Below are 21522 nucleotides of genomic sequence, written 5' to 3' on the forward strand. Positions count from 1 at the left end.
CTCCGGGGACGGCTACGGGCTCTGGGCGCCGCCGCGATTCTCTCAGCAAGCGCTTTCTGCTGCTCGGCAACGTAAGCGTCGGCCCCGACGCGGGTCAACACCGCCCCGAGTTCGCCCCGTCGGGGGTCAGTCCTCGGTGACCAAACCCATACGGTCTGTGTAGCCGCGCGGTAGCGCACGGTCAGTTCTTGCCCCTAGGCTTGTCGGCATGTCCCCCGATTCCCCGCCCCCTGGTTCCGTGCGCTCCGCTGCCGAGCTGAACGAGCAGATCCGGGCGCTGTGGCTGCGCGCGAGCGGATCCCTGACGGCCGAGGAACGCGCGGAGTACGAGCTGCTGGTGGTCGAGTGGGCCGAGGCCGTCCGCAGCCGGATCATCAAGGCGGCCTGACCCCCGCCGCGCCCCCGCGTCTACGCCCGCAGGTGCGCGAGCACCTCGTCGGCCACCGGATAGGCCCGCTCCTCGGGCAGCAACTCGGCGGCCCGCTCGAGCCGTCCGGCCCGTACCAGAGCGTGCACCTCGGTGGCCAGCGGTGTCACGTCCTCGACACCGGTGATCCACTCGTCGGCGTACCGGGCGGCCGCCTCCCCCGCGAGGCCGAGCTGCAGCGAGCGGTGGGCCAGCGGGTTGAGGTGCAGGTCCCGCTCAGGATCCCACTGGACGCGGGCCGGGGACCGTCTCAACTCCCGCTTCCACGCGGCCCGGTCCTCGTGCAGAGCGGACACGTAGTGCGACAGGCACGCGTGGCGCAGCGCCCATTCGAAGCCCTCGCGGCTGATCTCCACGGCCAGCACGGTCTCCTGCCCCTCCTTCGTGCCCCAGCCGCAGCGGTACATCATCCACAGGAAGGACGGCTTGATCCAGGTCAAGCAGTGTTCACAGTTCTATTCATCTCTCTGCGGTCCACCACCCACGCTCGTCAAGGCGCGAGCCGATCAACGATGCGAACGCGGAGGGACGCCGACGGCCGAATGTGATCAACTCGCGTCGCACAGCCGGTAGCCTTCCCACGTGCATTCGTATGAGGAACTCAGTGCGGCAGAGCGCGAGTTGTGGGATGCCTACCCCACTGGTCGTCCAGTGGAGCTCCGCACGGGTGAATCGGGGGACGACCCGGAAGGCGGGGACGACTGGGGAGCCGACCGGACGATCCGCGCCACGGTCGTGGCCGCTCTGCTGCGTGGTGCACATCCCGAGCAACCGGGTACGGCGCCGGCTCTGCGTCTCAGCGGTGCACGCATCAGTGGGGCTCTTGATCTCGACAACGCCGAGATCGGGCATGGGCTGTGGTTCGAGGAGTGCTGGTTCGAGCACGGCGTGAGTTTCTACGGGGCCTCGACCCGTTCGATTTCGATGAAGGGCAGCCGCGTCCCCGGAATCGACTTGACGACAGCCCGCGTCGAGGGTCGTCTGTCACTGAGAGACACTGTTGTGCACGGCACGTTGTCACTCCTGAACACGCGGGTATCCGGCGAGTTGCTTCTCAGCGGGGCGACCCTTGACCAGCCTGATGACTGGGCGATGTTCGCTGGCGGCCTTGTCGTGGAGGGGGGACTCTTCTGCCGACGAGCCACTGTGTACGGGGGAATGCGGCTCCTCGGTGCGCGATTGTCCGGTGGCCTCCACATGGAGCGAGCGCGGATTCACCGTCCCGGCGCCGTCGCGCTCATCGCTGACAATGCCACGGTGACGACGTTGGCGTTGTCGGAGGGATTCACTGTCCATGGGGCGATAAGCCTGCGTGGCACGCAGATATCGGACCAGCTCACCCTCGACGGTGCCATCCTCGACGCTGCCGGCACAACGCTGGACTGCACGCAGATGCGCGCGGGAGTCTTCGCCTACACCCCGGCCGAGGCATCGTCCGGCCTGATCGACCTGCGCGGAGCGCAGATTCTGACCATCCGCGACCGACCGGATGCATGGCCGGGGACTGTGCGGCTGCAAGGGCTCACCTACGATGCCTTGACCGTAGAGGATGGCGCCCCGACGAGCTCCGTCGAAGACAGAGTGGCCTGGATATGCCGGGATCCCGGTTACGCCTCGCAGCCGTACGAGCAACTGGCGAGCTGGTATCGACGAATCGGCCACGACGACGACGCTCGACGAGTGCTGCTTGCCAGGCAACGGCACCGCAGGAGGACCCTGAGCCTGCCGGCACGCCTATGGGGGCACCTGCTGGACGCCACCGTCGGATACGGGTACCGGCCGTGGCTCGCCAGCGTTTGGCTTGCGGCACTGGCTGTGCTCGGGACCGTGGTCTTCAGCGCAAACAGACCGCTACCCACTCAACAGGGTCAGACACCCCCGTTCCACGCCTTCGTCTACACCCTTGACCTCTTGGTCCCGGTCGGCGGGCTCGGCCAGCGCGGCGCCTGGTACTGGACAGGGACGACAGCGTGGCTGGCCTACGCTTTCATCGCAGCCGGATGGCTGTTGACAACGGCTGTCCTTGCCGGAGTGTCGCGAACGTTGAACAAGAACTGATCAAATGTCTGAGGCCGTGGACGGGCTGGACGCATCCACTGCGTCCAGCAGCGTGATCAGCGGACCGTTGTCGGGCTGGGCGTCCGGGTCCCACGCCGTCATCAGGTCGGCCAGGGCATGCGCGTAGTACCTGATGGCGGCGGTGATGCCACGCCTGGTGCAAGGCGCGGGTGCCGAACCGAGGACAGATGCCCACGCGTCCCACGCGGTTCCGCCGAAGCGGTGGTGGGTCGTTCCCGCTTCCCGGTCGCGCAGCAGCATGGCGGCGACCAGCACGTGTCTTGCGAGTTGCAGGGTCAGGTGCCCGCCGATCAATATGTCGTCGCGCGCTGCCTTGAACGAGGCAAGGACCGCGTCGAACCTGAAGTCATTGGTCAACTCATCCATGGGGCCGCCCTTGCCCAGTCCGGCCTGGTCGCGTGAGGGAGTTGCCGTATGCCCCGGGGGGACCGCCGCAGAGATGTCGATTCGGCGCAGGTCTCTCAGCACCAGACGGAGGGTGTAGCGGTGCGGGTCGCCGCTGCGGTTGGATGCGAATTCCGGCGCACAGCGGGAACGGAGGCGTTCGGCGAGGGCTTCCGCCATGCTGACGGGGTCTGGGGTGACGACCAGGACATCGAGGTCGGACCAGCGATCGAGGCCGAGACCGTGCCCTTGGGCAGACCCGTGCGAACGCAGATCGTGAATGCGCGGCTCCTCGTCGGCGAAGGCACGCAGCAACGGCATGAGGTCCGCCTGCCAGCCGGCCGGCGGCAGCCCGTCCGCAGTATCAGTCACGATCACGATCGACAGCTTGGCACTAACAGCTCCCTGCCGGCGGCCAGTCAGGTGGGTCCGGACCACGAAAGCGCCGGCTAGTCGTTCGAAGCCTGGGGCAGCGACAGCGGCGCATAGCCTGTCCGGCGGCCGAGGCAACGACCTGAGCCCTGTGGGTCAGGCTTGAGGTGGTAGTGCCCGTGGCCGGTCCCCCGAGTCCAGAGGGACAGATCGCTGCTCGTCGTTACAGCAGGGGTCTACCTGGAAGGTGAGGACCCAGCAGCCCGGATTTCGGAGCAATTGGGGTGGAAGATGTGCCGCCAGCGCTCCACGTGCGGACCGGAATGAGGCAAACCGCCGTCGCGGGAGAGCAGGACACGCTCGTTCGGCCAGGCTGGGGCAACGGCCTCCAGCTACCAACCGTCTCCGCTGGTGTGCAGGCCTCCTCCGAAAAGCCCGGCGATGCGCACCCTGCTCCCGGCGACTGGCCCCAACCCAGGACACCACAGAGCGGGATCCGCGTCGCGGCTGTCGTCCTCGGGGTCAGGGTCACGATCCCACGCGATCTTCTCCCCCGTGACGGCGTCGAAGAGACCGTGACCCTGCGAGTAACGCGTCCCTGGAGTCTGTGAACGCGGCTTGGTGACCCACGTCAAGCCGCGTTCGTAGACCCTTTCTCTCTGCTGGTCACTGGTCATCAGTCCTCCCGCTCCGCTCATCTGGGGTTGACATCGCTGACACATCGGTCTTCTGCGCTGACAGCACAGTCAGCTACAGGTGTACTCCGGGTCGGCCGCCTGCGCTTCGGCGAACGTGCCGTAGTGGATGGAGCGGTTGATCAGGGTGAAGTCCATGTCGCCAGCGGTGAACCGGCTGGTGTAGTAGTGCCCAGTTGCTGCCCGGGGATTCAGGCCCGTGACAGCGATGCGGCAGGCCCCTTCATGTCGGGGGCTGCGGTGCTGGTGCTCCACGCGGGGCGTGCTTTCGTAGAGGTACCCGATTTCTGCGGTACCGGAGTTCTCAGGGCAACTGATGGTGGCGTTGCTTGAGCGAGAGGTGCTCTCCTTAGTGCGGAGAGTGGCGTGCAGACTCCAGAATGTCTGCTCGATTGTCAGGTAAGTGGTGATCGGCCCCCGGTTTCCACCTTCGGGTATGTGGCTGTCCGGGCTCGGGGACAGGATCACGCGCCAGGTGCCGGTGACCCAGGGGCGGCCGGTAAAACGGTGGACGCCGGGCCAGCGCCAGGCCCACTTGTCGAAAACGACCACGCCGTATCCGACAGCAGCCGGGATATAGGCGAACATGTAACGGAACTGCGATGGGTACAGGCCCAGCACGAGCAGAATGCCTGTGTAGAGGGTGGCGGCGATGGTGGCGCCGGTGCGAATGGTGGTGGCCGTGCCCATTGTCAGCCTCCGTAGCCGAGGTAGTACCAGGCTCTTTCGATCAGTTCTCGCGCGTCCTTCTCGGTCCACTTCTGGCCTTCACCGAAGACCTTCTTGATTCCGTTCGGTTCCACCATGCGCTGCGAACCGGCCCACGTCCTCGTGAGTTGCCGGTAGACCTCCTCCAGACTCGTACGGACCGCGTCATCGAAGTCACCGGCGAGGAAGAGGGGGTTTGGCACGTTGTAGATCAGGCACTCGGAGAAGTACGACGGTAGGGCCTTAATGACGCCCTCGGTCGTGAGGGCGTTTTCCACGTGTTTCAGGACACGCACCACGAACTTGTACCGCAAGTTGGTGGTGGTGTTCTTCGTGCGGCCGTTGGCCAGCTGGTACTCGGGCCAGTTGACGATCCGCTTGCGGTTGCGACCATAAACGACACTTCCCACGTACTGGCCCCCCGGCGCCGAGAAGTCGTACTTCACCCACTTGAAGCACGGCACCACGTCGATGCTGGGACGGCTGCCGACGACCTCCGGCACGTAGAAGGCGATGTTGTGGTCCGCGTTCACCCATCCGAAGTGATTTGTGAGAGCGGCGTACACTTCCTCACGGAGCCTGGTCCTGGTCCACGTCCCCGCATCGGTCTGTTCACCAAACCACCAGGCTGCCGCGCCGTCAGTGTGACAGGGATCGTTCAGCTTCACCATGATGTCCACGTCGCTGTCGCCACGGACGTTGGTCTTGTTGGGGTAGGAACCCTTCGCAGCGACCGTGATGTCAAGCTCCCGGAATGGCCCGTGCCGGTTGACTGCCGACTTCACCATGCGCTCGGCCCGCTCCAGCCGAAGCTGCTCGGAAGGGCCGGGCGGATTCTTCCACTTGTCGATCAGAGCGAGCCGCTGCATGATCGTCAATTGTCTTGCCACGTGCCCCTCCCCGCATTCCGCACTGCACCGGGAACAGCGTACGGGCGGGTCCTGACAAACCGATCTACGTAAGACACGCCCGACCGAGGCTGCAGCCAGCACGGCTACGTCTCAGGCATCACTGACGTGTCGTGAACCTGGGCAGACCGTCGTGCAGGAGTCGTCCATGCCACCGGACCCCTCCGGGATCGCGTGGCCGGTGTGCCCAGTCGCGGCGAGCGACTGTCGAAAACCGTTGGCCACCGTAGCCGGACGAGCCCACGCTGTACGCCATGGAAGAACCGCACCGCAGGATCCGCGCGCTCCACACGGCATCCACGATCACCGTCTACCAGGCTTACTCCCCTGAAATCGGAAGGCCCGCCATCCGTGACGGCCACTTTCCCGCCGCGTGGAAGCCTGACCGCATGACGTGGATCAAACCCAGCTTCCTGTGGATGATGTACCGCTCCAACTGGGGCACGAGCGCCGGGCAGGAGACCGTTCTTGCCGTCGAGATCGATCGCGACGGTTTCGACTGGGCGCTGCGCAACGCGTGTCTGTCGCACTACGTGCCCGAGCAGTACGCAGATCAGGCGGCGTGGAAGCGGCAGTTGCGGCGGTCCCCGGCGCTGGTGCAGTGGGATCCCGAACGCGACCTGAATCTGTGTCCCTTGCCGTACCGATCGCTGCAATTGGGGCTCTCGGGCGAGGCATCGGCACGTTACGCGGACGAGTGGATCGTGTCCATCAGTGATGCGACTCCGCTCGCCCGCCAAATCCGGGCCCTCGTCAGTGGCGGCGATGCGGACTCCGCTGCTCGACTCCTCCCCAAGGAACAGCCGTACCCCGCCGGTGACGAACTACTGGCCCACCTGCGCCCCCTGACCGGCGGTCCGGATGGGTTGGCCAAGGTCTCCCAGGCTGGCTACCACTCGGCATGTCCCGAACCAAGACGGACCGATGCGCAGGAGTCTGTGAAAACGGCTTGATGACCCATGTCAAGCCGCGTTCACAGACCTGTGCCGGACGGAGCGGCGGCGTTCTCATCTCTTCGCGGGCTCCCGCGTGGTTGTCCTGGCTGGCAGGATGGTCAACATGGAGATCATTCCAGGACAAGGCGTGGCCCTCGTCAGAATTGGCGATCCGCGCTCACAGGTCGAGGAGCGCGTCGGGTCTCCGTGTCACGGCCCGGGCGGACAGCGCGCCGTCTACACCACCTCCCCCACGCTGGTGATTCACCTACGCGGCTGACGAGACGGTCGAACTCGTGGAGGTCGGCTACAGCGGCGAAGGCGGCGATACCGAAGCGCACTACGACGGGGTTCAGCTGACCTATCGCTTTCTGGATGACGTCGTCGCAGACCTCCACGCCCTGGGGCACTCGAGCACGCCCTCAGACATCGGCCACGACTTCCACGCCGGCTTCTCCGTGTGGTCCATGCACTCGTTGTGGGCGCGTGACCTCGACCCGGAGGCGGGCGAGGACGACGAACGTGCGGTCTCCGAGGGAGTCTCGGTGGTGCCGTATACCCACTCACCGAAGGCTAGGGCGAGGCAGGGAAGTGGCGGGTATGCCTGGGGAGCGAACGCACTCCGATGCCACCCCTCCGCGGCTCAGCCGGTGTGCCGGTCCGTGGAGAGTAGCCACTGCCAGCGTTGACGTTCCGCGACGAGGGTGGCGGCCACGAGGAGAGACACGAGGATTGCCGCATGGATGGGCCATGCCAACCATGCGGCGATCGCGGCAGCAGCGAGCTGGAGCAGCACAAGCAGGATCGTGACCATACCCGAGACAGGGATGATCACCTGCGCCTTGTCTCCCGGAGTGGAGAAGACGGTCGGGAGGCCGACCAGTACCACCACCGCCAAGACGGCAAGCAGCCATGAGTACCTGGACAAGACCCAGGGAGTGGCCACCCAGGCGACGAGTTCCGCAGCGAAGCGCAGGACGGATGCGATGCGGTCGTCCGGTCTCTCCAAGTTCGCCCCCACAAGCCGTGTCGACCACCATCAGAGGATCTTACGGCCACGGATGGGACTGTGAACGCGCCTTGGTGATCCACGTCAAGCCGCGCTCACAAACCATGGTTGGCGCTTCGAGTCCACAGGGACAGATCGCTGCTCGTCGCTACGGCAAGAGTCTGCCCGGACGGCGAGAATCCAGCGGCACGGAGCTCGGAGTAGTTGGAGTGGAAGATGTGCCACCAGCGCTCCCCGTGCGGACCGGAGTGCGGCAAACCGCCGTCGCGAGAGAGCAGGACACGTTCGTTCGGCCAGGCCGGGGCAACGACCTCCAGCTTCCAACCGTCTCCGCTGGTGGTGTGCAGTCCTCCTCCGAGAAGCCCGGCGATGCGCACCCTGCTTCCGGCGACCGGTCCCAATCCAGGACACTGCAGAGCGGGGTCCGCGTCGGGGCTCCTGTCCTCGGGGTCCGCGTCACGATCCCGCGCGATCTTCTCTCCCGTGACGGCGTCGAAGAGACCATGGCCGTCGGTCGATACGACCATCACCAAGTCCTGGCCGGTGCCGGGGTGCGAGGCGAAGCCGATCCCGAGCAGTCCGCCGACCGGGGCGTAAGCGATGCGCCGCCAGGGCTCGGGCGCCGGTACTACTGGGGCCGCAAGGAGTTTTTGCCGCATCGTCTGTTGGTAGGGGGAAAGCTCCGACTCAGGACCTGGCTGCTCGACCGGAGGTTCGTTCTTCGTCCACTTCGTCACGCAGCCATGATCCATACTTCAGCGGGTTCACCCAACACAGTTCCAACAGCCAGGCAGCAGCCCAGAGCGCACCGGCTCAGCGGTCAGTGTTAGACACGGGTGTCCCAGCCAGGCGGAGTCTTGGGCAGGCTGATCAGTGCATCGATCCCCAGGTGCTCCAGCAGGAGAGCCTTGAGTCCGCGGCCGTCGATGAGTTCCATACGGCCGGTGCGGTAGGCGAAATCCTTGCTGGCCTTACCGAACCATGCGGTGGTGACGATGATCCCCTTCGCTGCGGCTTTGTCATGCATGACGCCGGCCAGAGCGCGCACCGTGTCGGCTGGTACCGCATTGCGGGTGCGCTTCGCTTGGATGATGCACAGCCCACCCACGATGGGATCCTCGTTGGTGGCGACGGCGTCTATACCGTCATCACGGGAAGCCTGCGTCACCCAGGCTTTGAGGCCAATGGCCTCGAACAGGCGCCGAACGAGGTGCTCGAACTCGATCGGATCCAGTTCCATGAGGTCGAGGCGGTGATCGAGCCCGGCGACGACGTCGAGGTCCGGCCCCCACTTGTACTTGGTGAGGTCGAAGGTGACGACAGGACGGACGGGTTCAAGGTCGTAGGGGTGCTGTGAGACGACAGCGTTCAGATGCCGGAGGCATTCGACCGGGTCGAGCTCAGGCTCGTCCAAGACAAGATCGTCCAGAGTCTCCCTGGTCGCGCGCACGCTGATGAGGCAGGGACGGATCGCCTTGCCGGTGGCACGGTTCTTCGCTTTCACATGGCCGTTGAAGACGACCACATCGACCAAGGCTGCAGGGGCCAGCGTGAGCACTTCATTGATAGCGCGCAGGGCCAGGCGAGCGACCAGGAGCCGGTACATCTGTTTGATCTCAGCCTCTTTGCGTGGCTGGGCAGTCACAGCAGGTGGAGTCGAGGCCTTGTACCGGTATGCAGCCGCCGTCGGTACGACTGACTGCCCCGGTAGATCCACTTCCAGGAGCAACTCGCGTGCCTCTGGGACAAACGCGCATCGCCACGAGTCGCGCAACCCCTCAGGGTAGGACGCCTCGGTCATAGCGGCTTGCACAGCATCAGTGAGTGCCTCAGGATCGCCCGCCACGAGCGCCGCTTGCACTCTCTCAAGCCAATCAGGTGACGGAATGTACGGCGAAGAGAGAACAGAGTTCAGCTGTAAGACCCTTCGCTGCACCTCCGCTGTTCGCTGCTCAGCCTGCGCCCGCAGTTCCTGAGCCGCCTGCTGTTTGGCAAGTCGCTCCCGCTCAGCCGTTTGCCGCTGCGCAGCCCTTTTCTTCGCTTCAGCCTGTCGAGCTCGCGCCGCTTCGCGCTTGGCCAAGTCACGTTCGACCTGTTCAGCGGCCCGCGCTTGGGCCAGGCGCTCCCGCTCCGCAGCCTTCTGTGCCCGCGTCCACTCCTGGGCCTGCTCCCGATCCTGCCGCGCACGCTCTCGCTCTAGGCGCTTCCGCTCCTGCTCGGCAGCGCGCGCCGCTCGCTCCTGCAGTTGCTGCTGGCGCTTGGCTTCGGCTTCCTTGGCCTTCTGTGCATCGCGATACGCCTGGACCAACTGTGCCGTCAGTGATTTTTTCCGAGCCATCGTCCCCCCAACCACGGTGCTGGCAACGACTATGCCCAAGCGCCTGGCCGGCCAGTCGCAGGCAGGAAGGTTGGCTCGATCTGCGCTCAACCGGCACGGCCCGAGCACCGGGAGACTGCATCCCTAACAGGGACGAGCCGCCGCACTCATGCGCTCACTCGTCTGCGGCTTGGGTCGCTGCCCCTCGGAGTCTGTCAACACGGCTTGATGATCCAGGTCATCCGGTCCCGCTTCCAGGCCGCCGGAAAGCGGCCGGTGCGGGCCGCCGGGCCGCCGATCTCCGGGCGGTAGGCCTGGTAGACGGTGAGCGTCGACTCCGTGTGGCGGGCGCGGACACGGAATGTGGGTTCGGGTGCGGTCGATGGCTGGACTGACTGATCGTTCACGTGGGCAGGTTGGGACACCGGGCACGCGCCGCGCCACCGAATATCGGGGGACGCGATTCAGTCGGCGTCGAGCTGGTGGTCGGCCCAGACGTAGCTTTCGGGCAGCAGGTCGGTGATGGGCACGGCCCGGAGGCGGTCGCCCTGGCCGACGATCACCTGGAGGTGGGGGAAGTAGTCGAGGAGGACCTGCCGGCACCGGCCGCACGGAGGAACCACCCCTCGGTCGCGGTCGCCCACGGCGACGACCGTGTCCAGCTCGTGGGCCCCCTGGGCGGCCGCCGTACCGATGAGGACCAGCTCGGCGCAGGGCCCTCCGGTGAAGTGGTAGGCGTTCACCGCGGTGACGATCCGGCCGTCCCGGGCGCGGGCCGCGGCGGCCATGGTGTGGTTGTCGCCCCGGCAGCGCGTGCGGGCGACGTGCGCCGCGGCCTCGACGAGCTCGTGGTCGACAGGGTGGGTCTGCGTGGTCATCTCTCCGCCTTCGTCGGGTGCCGGCCACCCATGTCCCTGACCCGCGCGGCCGGCCCACGTGACAACTTCCGTCCCGCCGTGCCCCGCTGCGCGCCGAGGAGGGGGACCGATCAACACTGTGCCAGGTCCGGCAGCCCTCCCCCACATGGCCCAGTCGGAGCGGCCTGAAGCGCTGTGGTAGGTGTGCCGACCGAGGGCGGTTTCTCCGTGCAGCGGCACGACGAGCCCCCCCGTTCGAGTACCGGCCGGCCGCCGGCCGGCGCACGCCCCCTTGGCACCTCGGCCCCGGTGCCCAACACTGTGCCGATGACGCAGCGCGTGGAGCTTGCGACCGTGATGGACCGGCTGGCCGTGGACGAGGTGGTGACCGAGTACGCGATGGCGGTGGACGACGGTGACTGGGCCGCGTACCGGGACCTGTTCACGGCGGACGGGCGGGCCGACTACCGGTCCGCCGGCGGCATCGAGGGCGATGCCGGGCGGGTGGCCGGCTGGCTCGAGGAGAGTCTGTCGCTGTTCGCGATGCGGCAGCATCTCATCGTCAACCGCCGGGTCCGGTTCGGGATCCTGGAGCACGACACCGGGGACACCGCCAGGGTGCGGGCGGACTACATCAACCCGATGCGGTTCGCGGGCACCGGCGGCTCCGGTGCCCCGGACCTGGAGTGCGGGGGCCGGTACGACTTCGGTCTGCTGCGCACCCCGGACGGCTGGCGGCTGCGCGAGGTCGTCGTGCACGAGAAGTGGCGGCGGATGCCGGAGCGCAGCCCGGCCGCGGTGACCGACTGAACCGGCTCGCCCTGTCGGAGATCGCTTCCGGCGCGCACACTGGAGCCAGCCCTGGGTAGGGAGACTCCGTATGAGGACGATCGACCGCTGGCTGACCTCCCCGTGGCGGCGCTCGGGTGCCGCCGCCCTCGCGGGTGCCCTGCCCGTGTTCGCGTTCCCGGCGCCCGCGCTGTGGTGGTTCGCGTACGTCGCCCTGGTCCCGTGGATCCTGCTGGCCCGCTCGGCGCCGACCGGCAAACGGGCCGCCTACGACGGATGGTGCGGCGGTTTCGGGTTCATGGTGGCCGTGCACCACTGGCTGCTGCCGAGCCTGCACGTGTTCATCTTCCTGATAGCCGGGCTGCTGAGCGTTCTGTGGGCGCCCTGGGGATGGCTGACCCGCAGGTTCCTCGGCGGGACACCCTCGCCGGGGCGGTGCGCGGCCGGACTGCTGCTGCTGCCGTCGGCGTGGCTGATGGTGGAACTGGTCCGCTCCTGGCAGGGGCTCGGCGGGCCCTGGGGGATGCTGGGATCCAGCCAGTGGCAGGTGGGGCCGGCGCTGCGGCTGGCCTCGGTCGGCGGGGTGTGGCTGCTCAGCTTCCTGGTGGTGGCCGTCAACGTGGCGGTGGCGGTGCTGGTGTCCGTGCGCGCCTCGCGCCTGCCGGCCGTGGCCTCCCTGGTCACCACCGCCGTGGCGGCCTCCGCCGCCTGGGCGTGGGCCCCGCGCCCGGACGTGGCCGGGCGGGTGCGGATCGCCGTGGTCCAGCCGGGGATCGTGGACGGGCGTGACAGCCCCGTGAAGCGGTTCGACCGCGAGGAGCAGCTGACCCGGCGGCTCGCCGGGCAGGGCGTCGACCTGGTGGTGTGGGGCGAGTCCAGCGTCGGCTTCGATCTGGGGGACCGGCCCGACCTGGCCGGCCGGATCGCCGCGCTGTCCCGGCAGACCGGCGCCGACGTGCTGGTGAACGTGGACGCGCGCCGCTCCGACCGGCCCGGCATCTACAAGAGCTCCGTGCTCGTCGGCCCCGACGGGCTCACCGGTCAGCGCTACGACAAGATGCGGCTCATCCCGTTCGGCGAGTACATCCCGGCCCGTTCCGTGCTGGGCTGGGTCACTTCGATGGGCAAGGCTGCCGCCGAGAACCGGCGGCGCGGCACCGAGCAGGTGGTGATGAACGTCGGGCACGGGCTGCGGGTCGGCCCGCTGGTCTGCTTCGAGACCGCGTTCCCGGACATGAGCCGCCACCTCGCCGCGGACGGCGCCGACGTGCTCCTCGGCCAGTCGTCCACCTCCACCTTCCAGGGGAGCTGGGCCCCCGAGCAGCACGCCTCGCTGGCGGCGCTGCGGGCCGCGGAGACCGGCCGCCCGATGGTGCACGCGACCCTGACCGGCGTCTCGGCCGTCTACGGGCCGGCCGGGGAGCGCCTCGGCCCCTGGCTCGGCACCGACGCGAGCACCGCCCGCGTGTACGACGTACCGCTGGCGCAGGGGGTGACGCCGTACGTCCGCTTCGGCGACTGGCCGGTGCACGGCGCGCTGCTGATCCTGGCCGCGCTGTGCGTGACCGAGGGGGCGCGGGCGCTCAGGCTGCGGCGGTCGGGCCGAGAACCGCTCGTACGACCCGCTCGCACAGTTCGTGAGTCGCCAGCGCGTCCCGGGCGCTGAGCACCTTGCCTGCGCGCACGGCGTCGAGGAAGGCGAGGACCGCCTGTTCGATGCCGCGCTGCCGGGCCACCGGCACCCAGTCGCCGCGCCGCCGCACCGTCGGCTGGCCCTTGTGGTCGACGACCTCGGCGAGGTTGATCACCTGACGCTTGGTGTCCTGCCCGGAGACCTCGAGGATCTCCTCGGCCGAGCCGCTGAGCCGGTTCATCACGCCGAGCGCGGTGAAGCCGTCCCCGGAGAGCTGCAGCACGACGTGGTGCAGCAGGCCGCCCTGCGTGCGGGCGCGCACGGTGACGTCCTCGACGGGGCCCGGTACCAGGAACCGCAGGGTGTCGACGACGTGGATGAAGTCGTCGAGGATCATCGAGCGCGGCTCCTCGGGCAGTCCGACCCGGTTCTTCTGCAGGAGGATCAGCTCGCGCGGGTGGTCGGCGCACTGCGCGTACGCGGGCGCGTAGCGCCGGTTGAAGCCGACGAAGAGGGAGGTGCCGCGCTCCTCGGCCAGCCTCACCAGGCGTGCGGAGTCGGCGAGTTCATGGGCGAGCGGCTTGTCCACGTACGTCGGTACGCCCGCGTCGAGCAGCCGGGTGACGATCTCGGGGTGGACGGCGGTGGGCGCGTGCACGAAGGCGGCGTCGAGGCCCGCGGCGAGCAGGGAGTCCAAGGTCGTGTGCCGCCGCTCGGCGGGCAGGTGCAGGGCGTCGGCGACCCGGTCGAGGGTCGCGGGCGTCCGGGTCTGCAGGTGGAGGTCGATCCCGGGCTGCACGGCGAGCACGGGCAGGTACGCCTTCTGCGCGATGTCGCCGAGTCCGATGCAGCCGACCTTCACGCGCTCTCCCCTACCGGTTGCCTGCGGATGCCCTGCCGGAAGCATACGCGGGCCTCCCCCGCGCTCGGCTCCGCTCCGAGCGGGGCCCCACGTCGCGGCCGGCCATGTCGACCCGGGCGACCCGCACCGGCCGGCGGTCCATCGCGGTGGTGCGCGGGAGCCGGGCGGCGGCGAGGACGGCGGGAATCGGGGCGCGCCGGTCCCCGATGCGGTGCAGGGTCCCCGCAGGGGATGCCGGGTGCCTGAAAACCCGCTGGTGGCGGGTCTGACGGGGGTGCGAGGATGCGGGGCATGACGACCGGACGCCACGAGCCCGCCCAGACCGCCGGCGAACGCGCCATGCTGGAGGGCTGGCTGGACTACCACCGCGAGACGCTGGCCTGGAAGTGCGAGGGCCTGACCGACGAGCAGTTGCGGACCGCGTCCGTGCCGCCGTCCGAGCTGTCCCTGATGGGCCTGGTGCGGCACATGGCCGAGGTGGAGCGGGCCTGGTTCCGCAAGGTACTGGTCGGGGACGACCCCGGGCCGATCTACGGCACCGAGGAGGACCCGGACGGCGAGTTCCATCTCACCGAGGGGGACACCTGGCAGGAGGCGTACGGCACCTGGCAGGCGGAGATCGAGACCGCCCGGCGGCACGCGGCCGGTTTCGGGCTCGACGACCTTTCCAAGGGGCGGAGCCGCTTCACCGACGAGCCGTTCAGCCTCCGCTGGATCTACACCCACATGATCGAGGAGTACGCCCGCCACAACGGCCACGCGGACCTCGTCCGCGAGCGGATCGACGGCGCCACCGGCGACTGAACGTCAGCCTCGGGGCGCCGGAACCCTCCGTACGGGGCACGTGATCACCCGTGCGGGGGGCGCAAACTCGGGTGTGCGGTGCCAACGCCGGGGCGGATCAGCAGAGTTGCGTGGGTGCATCGAACGACGACCACCGCAGCGCTCCTGGTCACCGTGGCCGTCGCGGCCCTCTCCGGCTGTGTGACGGTTGACCGCCCGGCGGCCCCGGGACCCCCGCCGGACACCGTGCCCTCGCAGCCGGCCGCGCCCCGGCCGGACGGCAGTGCGCGACCGCGGGCCGTGCAGGCGCCGGCGCGGGAGGCACTGGAGATGGTCGGGCCGTCCCGGCACCCGCACCCGGCCCCGCACCGCGAGCCGGCGCATCGCACGGCGGCGCCGTCGGCGGCTCCGCACCGGCCGCCGGCCCCGCGCGCCGCTCCTCGCTCCCAGCCGCACCGTGAGCATCCTCCACACCGGCGCGCGGAGCCGCCGGACCTCTCCCGGCCGGTGTCCGGTGCCCCGGACGTGTGCGCGCTGGGCCGGAAGTACGGGGGCTGGCGGAAGGACAGCCCGGAGACGGTGATCTGCGAGCGCACCTACGGCCACTGACCAGCCCCGGCGGCCCGGCGGCTACCCGGTGGGGCGCTGCCGGGGCGGCCCCCACCCGTCGCCCTCCGTCGCCCCGCCGTCCCGCAGCCGCAGCTCCAGTCGGCTGATCGCCGCCCGTACACCGTCGCCGTAGCCGTCGTCGGCGAGTGCGCCGGCCGCGCTGCGGGCCCGGGTGAGGTGGGTGCGGGCGGCCTCGGCGCGGCCCAGCTTCAGATAGTCGGCGGCGAGGTTGAGGTGCAAGGAGGGATAGAAACCGCGCACCGCCGCGGGGTCGGCTCCCGGCCGCCCGTCGCTCAGCTCCTCCGCCGCCGACAGGGCCCGCAGGTCCCAGGCCAGTTCGTCCCCGGGGTCGTCCTGGGTGTCGGCCAGGTAGTGCGCCAGCGTGCACCGGTGCAGCGGATCTCCGGTCTCCCCCATCTCCGCCCAGAGTTCCAGGAACCGGCGCCGGGCCTCCTCACGGTCGCCGCCGTGGTGCAGCATCACGACCTGCCCGATCCGCGTCAGCACCGCATCCGGCGCCGCCTGCTCCTGTCGCTCCGCCACCACGCCCTCCGGACGGTAGATCGGCCGGCTCCCCGACCACCTCCCCCGACGCTAACCGCAACCCCCACCGATCCGGGGCAGGCGACTCCGTACGACACGGCACGGCGGGGGTGGGCAACGCCGCCGTCTCCCCGCCGTGGGGGCGCCGCTCAGGTCAGGTTCGGGATGCGCCAGTCGATCGGGGTGTGGCCCTGCTGGGCCACTGCCTCGTTGATCTGGGTGAAGGGGCGGGAGCCGAAGAACTTCTTGGCGGACAGCGGGGAGGGATGGGCACCCTTGACGACGACGTGCCGGGTCTCGTCGATCAGGGGAAGCTTCTTCTGCGCGTAGTTGCCCCACAGGACGAAGACCGCCGGGTCCGGACGGGAGGCCACCGCGCGGATGACGGCGTCGGTGAACTTCTCCCATCCCTTGCCCTTGTGCGAGTTCGCCTCACCGGCCCGCACCGTGAGCACCGCGTTCAGCAGCAGCACCCCCTGCTCGGCCCACGGCATCAGATAGCCGTTGTCCGGCACGGGCAGTCCCAGCTCCGCCTGCATCTCCTTGTAGATGTTCCGCAGGGAGGGCGGGGTCTTCACGCCCGGGCGGACCGAGAAGCACAGGCCGTGCCCCTGGCCCTCCCCGTGGTACGGGTCCTGGCCGAGGATGAGCACCTTCACCCGCTCGTACGGCGTGGCGTCCAGCGCCGCGAAGACCTCCTCGCGCGGCGGGTAGACGGCCCCGTTCGCCCGCTCCTCCTCGACGAACTCGGTCAGCTCCTTGAAGTAGGGCTGCTGCAGCTCGTCGCCCAGAACCCCGCGCCAGGACTCGGGCAGCATGGCGATGTCGGTCACGTCAACGTCCTCACGGTGTCGATCAATTACGGCGTGCGGTCACTTCCAGGTCTCAGAACCTACAGGCGACCACTGACAACCGCTGACGGACGGCCGGTTCACCAGCTGGTCTTGCGGTGCAGCTCCCACATCATCATGATCGTCGACGGGTCCAGGGCCTGCTCGCCCCCGGAGATGTCGTCGCTGGCAGCGATGTACTGCCGTCCCTGCCACAGCGGGATCAGCCGCGCGTCGCGCTCCATGATCCACTGGGCCTGCTCCATGTCCTTGACCACCTGCGCGCGGTCGCTCTGCGCACGCGAGCGCGGCAGCAGCACCGAGGTGATGTCCTTGGACGGGTAGGGCGTGCCGAGGGCGTTGTGCTCGCCGACGAACGGCGCGATGAAGTTGTCCGCGTCGGGGAAGTCCGGGAACCAGCCGCGTCCGAACACCGGGTACTCGCCGTTCTGGTAGCCGACCACGTACGTCTTCCAGGGCCGGCTCTTGAGGGTGACCGTGAACAGCCCGGAGTCCTCCAGCTCCTGCTTCAGCTCCCGGAACATCAGGGCCGTCTCCGAGCCGTAGCGGTCGGTGGTGTACCAGAGGGTGAGCGGCACCTTCTGGGTGATGTTCGCGGCCGAGAGGATCTTGCGCGCCTTGGACACGCTCGGCTCGCCGAAGTCGTCGAAGAAGGCGGTGGTGTGGCCGGTCAGGCCCTTGGGGACCATCGAGTACAGCGGGTCCACGGTGTCCTTGTACACCTTGTGCGCGATGGCGCCCCGGTCCACGAGCTGGGCGACGGCCTTGCGCACGGCGGGCTGCTTGGCCCAGGGGTCCTTGGGATTGAACACCAGGTAGCTGATGTCGGTGCCGGCGCCGTCCACGAGCTGCAGGTCGCTGGTGCCGTGCTGCTGCAGGGTGATGATGTCGTCGGCGGCGAGCCCGCGGTAGGTGACGTCGATCTGCTTGTCCCGCAGCGCCTTGACCATGCTGGCGGAGTCCTGGAAGTAGCGGATGGTCACCGCGCCGTTCTGCCGGTCGGCGAAGCCCTTGTAGCTGTCGTTGCGGACCAGGACCGCCTGCTTGCCCTCCTCGTAGGACTGCAGCTCGTACGGCCCGGAGCCGAAGACCTTGGTGTCCTTGCGCAAGGAGTTCGCGGGGTAGTCGTCGGGGTCGACGATCGCCATGGCCGGGGTGGCCAGCACGAACGGGAAGGTGGCGTCGGACTGGTTGAGGTGGAAGATCACCTCGCGGTCGCCGGACGTCTCGATGCGGTCCAGGCTGCCGAGCAGTCCGGCCGGGCCGCTGCGGGCGTTGATGGTGCGGATGCGGTTGATGGAGTGCCGGACGGCCTCGGCGTTCAGCGGGTCGCCGTCGGCGAACTTCAGGCCCTCGCGCAGCTTGCAGCGGTAGGTACGGCTGCTGGAGTCGGTGAAGGAGCAGCTCTCGGCGGCGTCGGGCTGGGGTGTGGTGGCGCCGTTGGGGTAGGCCAGGAGCGTCTGGAAGATGTTCCGGTACAGCTCCCAGGAACCGTCCCAGGCCCCGGCCGGGTCCAGGGTGCTGGGAGCGCTGGTGGTCCCCACGACGATCGGGCCGCTGCTGCCGGAGTCCGAGTCGGACAGCAGACTGCAGCCGGCCACCAGGGATATGGACGCGATCGCCGCGACTCTCCGCAGGAATCGGTTCCGGTTGAACACGCGCACGCTCCTCGATCTGCCATACCAAGGGTCGGCAGACCTTACCGCAGCGTGCGGGCCCCGGAACCGTCCCCGGAGCAGGACTTCTTGATCGATTGGCTATGACGACGTTGTCAGTCCACTGTGGGTGACGTGCGGAGCGTTTCGGGCGCCGTTTCGCGGGGAAACGGCGCCCGAACGGGACGACCCGACGCCGGCGGTCAGCCGACGCCCGCGTTGAGGAAGATGCCGCCGTCCACCACGAGCGTCTGGCCGGTGATCCAGTCCGACTGCACGGAGGTGAGGAAGGCGGCGGCCCCGCCGATGTCGGAGGGCACGCCGAGTCGGGCGAGCGGGTAGGAGGCGGCGGCCTCGGCCTCCCGGCCCTCGTAGAGCGCCTGGGCGAACTTGGTCTTGACGACGGCCGGGGCGATCGCGTTGACCCGCACCTTCGGCGCGAACTCGTGCGCGAGCTGCTGGGTCAGGTTGATCATCGCGGCCTTGCTGACGCCGTAGGCTCCGATGAACGGCGAGGGGGCGAGGCCCGCGACGGAGGCGATGTTGACGATCGCGCCGCCGTTGTCCTTCTGCCACGCGTGCCAGGTCTTCTGCGCGAAGCCGAGCGCCGAGATGACGTTGGTCTCGAACACCTTGCGGGCGACATCCAGGTCGAGGTCGGCCATGGGGCCGAAGACCGGGTTGGTGCCGGCGTTGTTGACCAGGAAGTCGAGGCGGCCGAAGGCCTCCATGGTGCGCTCGACGGCCTCGCTCTGGTGGCCGAGGTCGTGGGCCTTGCCCGCGACGCCGATGACCCGGTCGGAGCCGAGCTTCTCGACGGCCTCCTTCAGTGCGTCCTCGTTGCGGCCGGTGATGCACACGCGGTCGCCGCGGGCGACGAGCGCCTCGGCGACGCCGTAGCCGATGCCGCGGCTGGCGCCCGTGACGAGCGCGACCTTGCCGGAGAGTTCAGTCATGGTCCCGATTCCTAGTTCAGCGGTCCGCCGGCGACGTACAGCACCTGGCCGGAGACGAAGCCGGCCGCCTCGCCGGTGAAGAACGCGATCGCGTTGGCGATGTCCTCGGGCTCGCCGACGCGCTGCACCGGGATCTGCGTGGCGGCGGCCTTCTTGAAGTCCTCGAAGCCCATGCCGACGCGGTCGGCGGTGGCCTTGGTCATCTCGGTGGCGATGAAGCCGGGGGCGACGGCGTTGGCGGTGATGCCGAACTTGCCCAGCTCGATGGCGAGGGTCTTGGTGAAGCCCTGCAGACCGGCCTTGGCGGCGGAGTAGTTGGCCTGGCCGCGGTTGCCCAGGGCCGAGGAGGAGGACAGGTTGACGATGCGGCCGAAGCCGGCGTCGACCATGTGCTTCTGGACGGCCTTGGTCATCAGGAACGAGCCGCGCAGGTGCACGTTCAGGACGGTGTCCCAGTCCGAGACGCTCATCTTGAACAGCAGGTTGTCGCGCAGCACGCCCGCGTTGTTGACGAGGATCGTCGGGGCGCCCAGCTCCTCGACGATCCGGGCGACGGCCGCCTCGACCTGCGCCTCGTCGGAGACGTCGGCGCCGACCGCGATGGCCTTGCCGCCTGCCGCGGTGATCTTCTCGACGGTGTCCTTGCAGGCGGCCTCGTCGAGGTCGATCACGGCGACCGCGCGGCCCTCGGCGGCCAGTCGTACGGCGGTGGCGGCGCCGATGCCGCGCGCCGCGCCCGTGACGACAGCGACCCGCTGTTCAGTGGTGGACATTGCTGCTTCTCCTCGCCCTTGAGAGAACCTGTGCGGCTCCGAGGGAGCCTTCCGTGCGGTGAGCGACCGCTTAGTACCTTCAGCAGAGGTGACGCTAGAAGCCCTGGCACCCGGTGTCAACGGGACACCGGGCTGTGTGATCCATTACCTCACCAGGACGTCCAGCAGACGCTCCGTCTCGGCGGCCGGGTCGATGGTCAGTCCGGTGTGCACCGGGCCGGGCTGGACGACGGTGGAGCGGGGCGCGATCAGCCAGCGAAAGCGCCGCCCGGCGTCGTCCCGGGCCGCCTGCCCGGCCTCCTCCCCGCCCGCGCACACCCGCTCCACGGCTCCGAGCGCGGCCCGCACCCCGGCCACGTCGGCGTCGGGGTCGAGCGCGAGCAGCCGGGCCTCGTCCAGATGGGTGCGGGCGCCGACGTAGCCCTGGGCGCGGCAGTAGAGGATCACCCCCGCGTTGATGCACTCACCCCGCTCCACGCGCGGTACGACGCGCAGCACGGCGTACTCGAACACGTCCCGGTCGCCGCCCTGGCCCGCCCGGGTGATGTGGCGCTCGGTCAGGTGGCCGGCCACGTTGATACGGCTGTCGCTCACTTGGCCCCCTCGATGCCGGTGATGCGTTCGTGGATGACGGCGGCCCGCGCGAGCAGCGGGCGCGCGTAACTGCGGCGGAGGTCGTCCGGGGTGTCGAAGCCGGGCTCGCCGTCCAGCCAGGCGTCCGGGATCTCGGCGGTGACCTCGGCCAGCAGCTCCTCGGTGACCAGCGGCGCGAGCGTGGCCGCGGCTGCCGCGACGTCCGGGGCGAACCGGGCGAGGGCGTGGTCGGAGGCGTCGTAGGGACGGGCGGCGGAGGCCTCGGCGGAGGGCCAGTTGTGGTGCCAGATCATGGTGGCACCATGGTCGATGAGCCACAACTCCCCGCGGTGCACGAGGAGGTTGGGGTTGCGCCAGGAGCGGTCGACGTTGTTGACCAGCGCGTCGAACCAGACGATCCGCCCGGCCTCCTCGGCGCGGACGGGGAAGGCGAGCGGGTCGTAGCCGAGGGCGCCGGAGAGGAAGTCCATGCCGAGGTTGGTGCCGCCGCTGGACTTCAGCAGGTCCTGCACCTGCTGCTCGGGTTCGCCCAGCCCGAGGACGGCGTCCAGCCGCACGGTGACCAGGCGGGGCATCCGGAATCCGAGCCGGCGGGCCAGTTCACCGCAGACGACCTCGGCGACGAGCGTCTTGCGGCCCTGGCCGGCGCCGGTGAATTTGATGACGTACGTCCCGAAGTCGTCGGCCTCGACGAGTCCCGGCAGCGAGCCGCCCTCACGCAGGGGCGTGATGTACCGCGTCGCGGTGACTTCCTTGAGCATCGCCCCAGGTTACTGGGGCCCG

The 21522-nt window shown here is 69.0% G+C and carries 22 protein-coding genes and 3 pseudogenes; 7 read left to right on the forward strand and 18 right to left on the reverse strand.

Going from position 1 to position 21522, the window contains the following annotated elements; translation table 11 throughout:
- Window positions 1-208 precede the first annotated feature (208 nt).
- A complete protein-coding gene (locus tag ACZ404_RS32625) occupies window positions 209-388 on the forward strand; it encodes a hypothetical protein (protein ID WP_468446241.1) in 180 nt (59 codons plus the stop codon).
- Between the two features lie 20 nt (window positions 389-408).
- On the opposite strand, the pseudogene ACZ404_RS32630 reads toward ACZ404_RS32625, so the two are convergent.
- A pseudogene (locus tag ACZ404_RS32630) lies at window positions 409-867 on the reverse strand (DUF4291 domain-containing protein); the annotation flags it as partial.
- A 142-nt stretch (window positions 868-1009) separates the two neighbouring features.
- Between ACZ404_RS32630 and ACZ404_RS32635 the strand changes: the two are divergent.
- Window positions 1010-2485 carry a pentapeptide repeat-containing protein gene (locus tag ACZ404_RS32635; protein WP_468446243.1) on the forward strand — a complete coding sequence of 492 codons (1476 nt, stop codon included), beginning with the start codon at window positions 1010-1012 and terminating at the stop codon, window positions 2483-2485.
- Here ACZ404_RS32635 and ACZ404_RS32640 read toward each other — a convergent pair whose 3' ends face one another.
- From ACZ404_RS32640 to ACZ404_RS32655, 4 genes and pseudogenes are all read right to left on the reverse strand, one after another.
- Window positions 2486-3268 (reverse strand): hypothetical protein, encoded by a 783-nt coding sequence (locus ACZ404_RS32640; protein WP_468446245.1) that lies wholly within the window; start codon window positions 3266-3268, stop codon window positions 2486-2488.
- Window positions 3269-3498: 230 nt separating this feature from the next.
- Window positions 3499-3849, reverse strand: a pseudogene (locus tag ACZ404_RS32645) (hypothetical protein); the annotation flags it as partial.
- Window positions 3850-4008: 159 nt separating this feature from the next.
- Window positions 4009-4647 (reverse strand): Cap15 family cyclic dinucleotide receptor domain-containing protein, encoded by a 639-nt coding sequence (locus ACZ404_RS32650; protein WP_468446247.1) that lies wholly within the window; start codon window positions 4645-4647, stop codon window positions 4009-4011.
- Between the two features lie 2 nt (window positions 4648-4649).
- Window positions 4650-5534, reverse strand: coding sequence for a nucleotidyltransferase domain-containing protein (locus ACZ404_RS32655; protein WP_468446249.1), 885 nt, complete (start codon window positions 5532-5534; stop codon window positions 4650-4652).
- 293 nt (window positions 5535-5827) lie between these two features.
- Here ACZ404_RS32655 and ACZ404_RS32660 point away from each other — a divergent pair, with 293 nt between their 5' ends.
- The gene (locus ACZ404_RS32660) at window positions 5828-6526 is read left to right on the forward strand and encodes a DUF4291 domain-containing protein (protein ID WP_468446251.1); all 699 of its coding nucleotides are present in this window, start codon (window positions 5828-5830) and stop codon (window positions 6524-6526) included.
- Window positions 6527-7151: 625 nt separating this feature from the next.
- On the opposite strand, the gene ACZ404_RS32665 is transcribed toward ACZ404_RS32660, so the two are convergent.
- The 5 genes and pseudogenes from ACZ404_RS32665 to ACZ404_RS32685 all read right to left on the reverse strand — a co-directional run bounded on the left by ACZ404_RS32665 (window position 7152) and on the right by ACZ404_RS32685 (window position 10712).
- Window positions 7152-7517 (reverse strand): hypothetical protein, encoded by a 366-nt coding sequence (locus ACZ404_RS32665; protein ID WP_468446253.1) that lies wholly within the window; start codon window positions 7515-7517, stop codon window positions 7152-7154.
- Window positions 7518-7612: 95 nt separating this feature from the next.
- Window positions 7613-8254, reverse strand: coding sequence for a hypothetical protein (locus ACZ404_RS32670; RefSeq protein ID WP_468446255.1), 642 nt, complete (start codon window positions 8252-8254; stop codon window positions 7613-7615).
- Between the two features lie 89 nt (window positions 8255-8343).
- Complete coding sequence (locus ACZ404_RS32675; protein ID WP_468446257.1) at window positions 8344-9855, reverse strand: restriction endonuclease; 1512 nt, start codon at window positions 9853-9855, stop codon at window positions 8344-8346.
- Window positions 9856-10064: 209 nt separating this feature from the next.
- Window positions 10065-10241, reverse strand: a pseudogene (locus ACZ404_RS32680) (DUF4291 family protein); the annotation flags it as partial.
- 57 nt (window positions 10242-10298) lie between these two features.
- Window positions 10299-10712 carry a cytidine/deoxycytidylate deaminase family protein gene (locus ACZ404_RS32685; protein ID WP_468446259.1) on the reverse strand — a complete coding sequence of 138 codons (414 nt, stop codon included), beginning with the start codon at window positions 10710-10712 and terminating at the stop codon, window positions 10299-10301.
- Between the two features lie 306 nt (window positions 10713-11018).
- Here ACZ404_RS32685 and ACZ404_RS32690 point away from each other — a divergent pair, with 306 nt between their 5' ends.
- A complete protein-coding gene (locus ACZ404_RS32690) occupies window positions 11019-11501 on the forward strand; it encodes a nuclear transport factor 2 family protein (RefSeq protein WP_468446261.1) in 483 nt (160 codons plus the stop codon).
- Between the two features lie 70 nt (window positions 11502-11571).
- Window positions 11572-13146, forward strand: coding sequence for an apolipoprotein N-acyltransferase (gene lnt / locus ACZ404_RS32695; RefSeq protein ID WP_468446263.1), 1575 nt, complete (start codon window positions 11572-11574; stop codon window positions 13144-13146).
- On the opposite strand, the gene ACZ404_RS32700 is transcribed toward lnt, so the two are convergent.
- Complete coding sequence (locus tag ACZ404_RS32700) at window positions 13064-13975, reverse strand: Gfo/Idh/MocA family protein (protein WP_468446265.1); 912 nt, start codon at window positions 13973-13975, stop codon at window positions 13064-13066. The two genes, lnt and ACZ404_RS32700, sit on opposite strands and share 83 nt — an antisense overlap.
- A 291-nt stretch (window positions 13976-14266) precedes the next feature.
- Here ACZ404_RS32700 and ACZ404_RS32705 point away from each other — a divergent pair, with 291 nt between their 5' ends.
- Window positions 14267-14779: a DinB family protein gene (locus ACZ404_RS32705; protein WP_468446267.1), complete on the forward strand. Its 513-nt coding sequence runs from the start codon at window positions 14267-14269 to the stop codon at window positions 14777-14779.
- Window positions 14780-14893: 114 nt separating this feature from the next.
- Window positions 14894-15367: a hypothetical protein gene (locus ACZ404_RS32710; RefSeq protein ID WP_468446269.1), complete on the forward strand. Its 474-nt coding sequence runs from the start codon at window positions 14894-14896 to the stop codon at window positions 15365-15367.
- A 21-nt stretch (window positions 15368-15388) separates the two neighbouring features.
- On the opposite strand, the gene ACZ404_RS32715 is transcribed toward ACZ404_RS32710, so the two are convergent.
- From ACZ404_RS32715 to ACZ404_RS32745, 7 genes are all read right to left on the reverse strand, one after another.
- Window positions 15389-15910, reverse strand: a complete 522-nt coding sequence (locus ACZ404_RS32715; protein WP_468446365.1) for a hypothetical protein — start codon at window positions 15908-15910, stop codon at window positions 15389-15391.
- Between the two features lie 149 nt (window positions 15911-16059).
- Window positions 16060-16743 (reverse strand): uracil-DNA glycosylase, encoded by a 684-nt coding sequence (gene ung / locus ACZ404_RS32720; protein ID WP_468446271.1) that lies wholly within the window; start codon window positions 16741-16743, stop codon window positions 16060-16062.
- A gap of 98 nt (window positions 16744-16841) precedes the next feature.
- Window positions 16842-18419 (reverse strand): ABC transporter substrate-binding protein, encoded by a 1578-nt coding sequence (locus ACZ404_RS32725; RefSeq protein ID WP_468446273.1) that lies wholly within the window; start codon window positions 18417-18419, stop codon window positions 16842-16844.
- A 200-nt stretch (window positions 18420-18619) separates the two neighbouring features.
- Window positions 18620-19372: an SDR family oxidoreductase gene (locus tag ACZ404_RS32730; RefSeq protein ID WP_468446275.1), complete on the reverse strand. Its 753-nt coding sequence runs from the start codon at window positions 19370-19372 to the stop codon at window positions 18620-18622.
- Window positions 19373-19383: 11 nt separating this feature from the next.
- A complete protein-coding gene (gene fabG, locus ACZ404_RS32735; RefSeq protein WP_468446277.1) occupies window positions 19384-20145 on the reverse strand; it encodes a 3-oxoacyl-ACP reductase FabG in 762 nt (253 codons plus the stop codon).
- 144 nt (window positions 20146-20289) lie between these two features.
- Window positions 20290-20706 (reverse strand): DUF3037 domain-containing protein, encoded by a 417-nt coding sequence (locus ACZ404_RS32740; protein ID WP_468446367.1) that lies wholly within the window; start codon window positions 20704-20706, stop codon window positions 20290-20292.
- A gap of 29 nt (window positions 20707-20735) precedes the next feature.
- Window positions 20736-21500, reverse strand: a complete 765-nt coding sequence (locus ACZ404_RS32745) for a HipA family kinase (RefSeq protein ID WP_468446279.1) — start codon at window positions 21498-21500, stop codon at window positions 20736-20738.
- Window positions 21501-21522: the final 22 nt, after the last annotated feature.

It is taken from the genome of Streptomyces sp. NPDC030798 (genome assembly GCF_055572275.1).

Bases quoted from the DNA above. Each gene is read 5' to 3' on its own strand.
- ACZ404_RS32730 (WP_468446275.1), bottom strand. From the start codon at position 19,372: ATGACTGAACTCTCCGGCAAGGTCGCGCTCGTCACGGGCGCCAGCCGC.
- ACZ404_RS32675 (WP_468446257.1), bottom strand. From the start codon at position 9,855: ATGGCTCGGAAAAAATCACTGACGGCACAGTTGGTCCAGGCGTATCGC.
- ACZ404_RS32685 (WP_468446259.1), bottom strand. From the start codon at position 10,712: ATGACCACGCAGACCCACCCTGTCGACCACGAGCTCGTCGAGGCCGCG.
- ACZ404_RS32705 (WP_468446267.1), top strand. From the start codon at position 14,267: ATGACGACCGGACGCCACGAGCCCGCCCAGACCGCCGGCGAACGCGCC.
- ACZ404_RS32660 (WP_468446251.1), top strand. From the start codon at position 5,828: ATGGAAGAACCGCACCGCAGGATCCGCGCGCTCCACACGGCATCCACG.
- ACZ404_RS32625 (WP_468446241.1), top strand. From the start codon at position 209: ATGTCCCCCGATTCCCCGCCCCCTGGTTCCGTGCGCTCCGCTGCCGAG.
- ACZ404_RS32650 (WP_468446247.1), bottom strand. From the start codon at position 4,647: ATGGGCACGGCCACCACCATTCGCACCGGCGCCACCATCGCCGCCACC.
- lnt (WP_468446263.1), top strand. From the start codon at position 11,572: ATGAGGACGATCGACCGCTGGCTGACCTCCCCGTGGCGGCGCTCGGGT.
- fabG (WP_468446277.1), bottom strand. From the start codon at position 20,145: ATGTCCACCACTGAACAGCGGGTCGCTGTCGTCACGGGCGCGGCGCGC.
- ACZ404_RS32745 (WP_468446279.1), bottom strand. From the start codon at position 21,500: ATGCTCAAGGAAGTCACCGCGACGCGGTACATCACGCCCCTGCGTGAG.
- ACZ404_RS32690 (WP_468446261.1), top strand. From the start codon at position 11,019: ATGACGCAGCGCGTGGAGCTTGCGACCGTGATGGACCGGCTGGCCGTG.
- ACZ404_RS32655 (WP_468446249.1), bottom strand. From the start codon at position 5,534: ATGCAGCGGCTCGCTCTGATCGACAAGTGGAAGAATCCGCCCGGCCCT.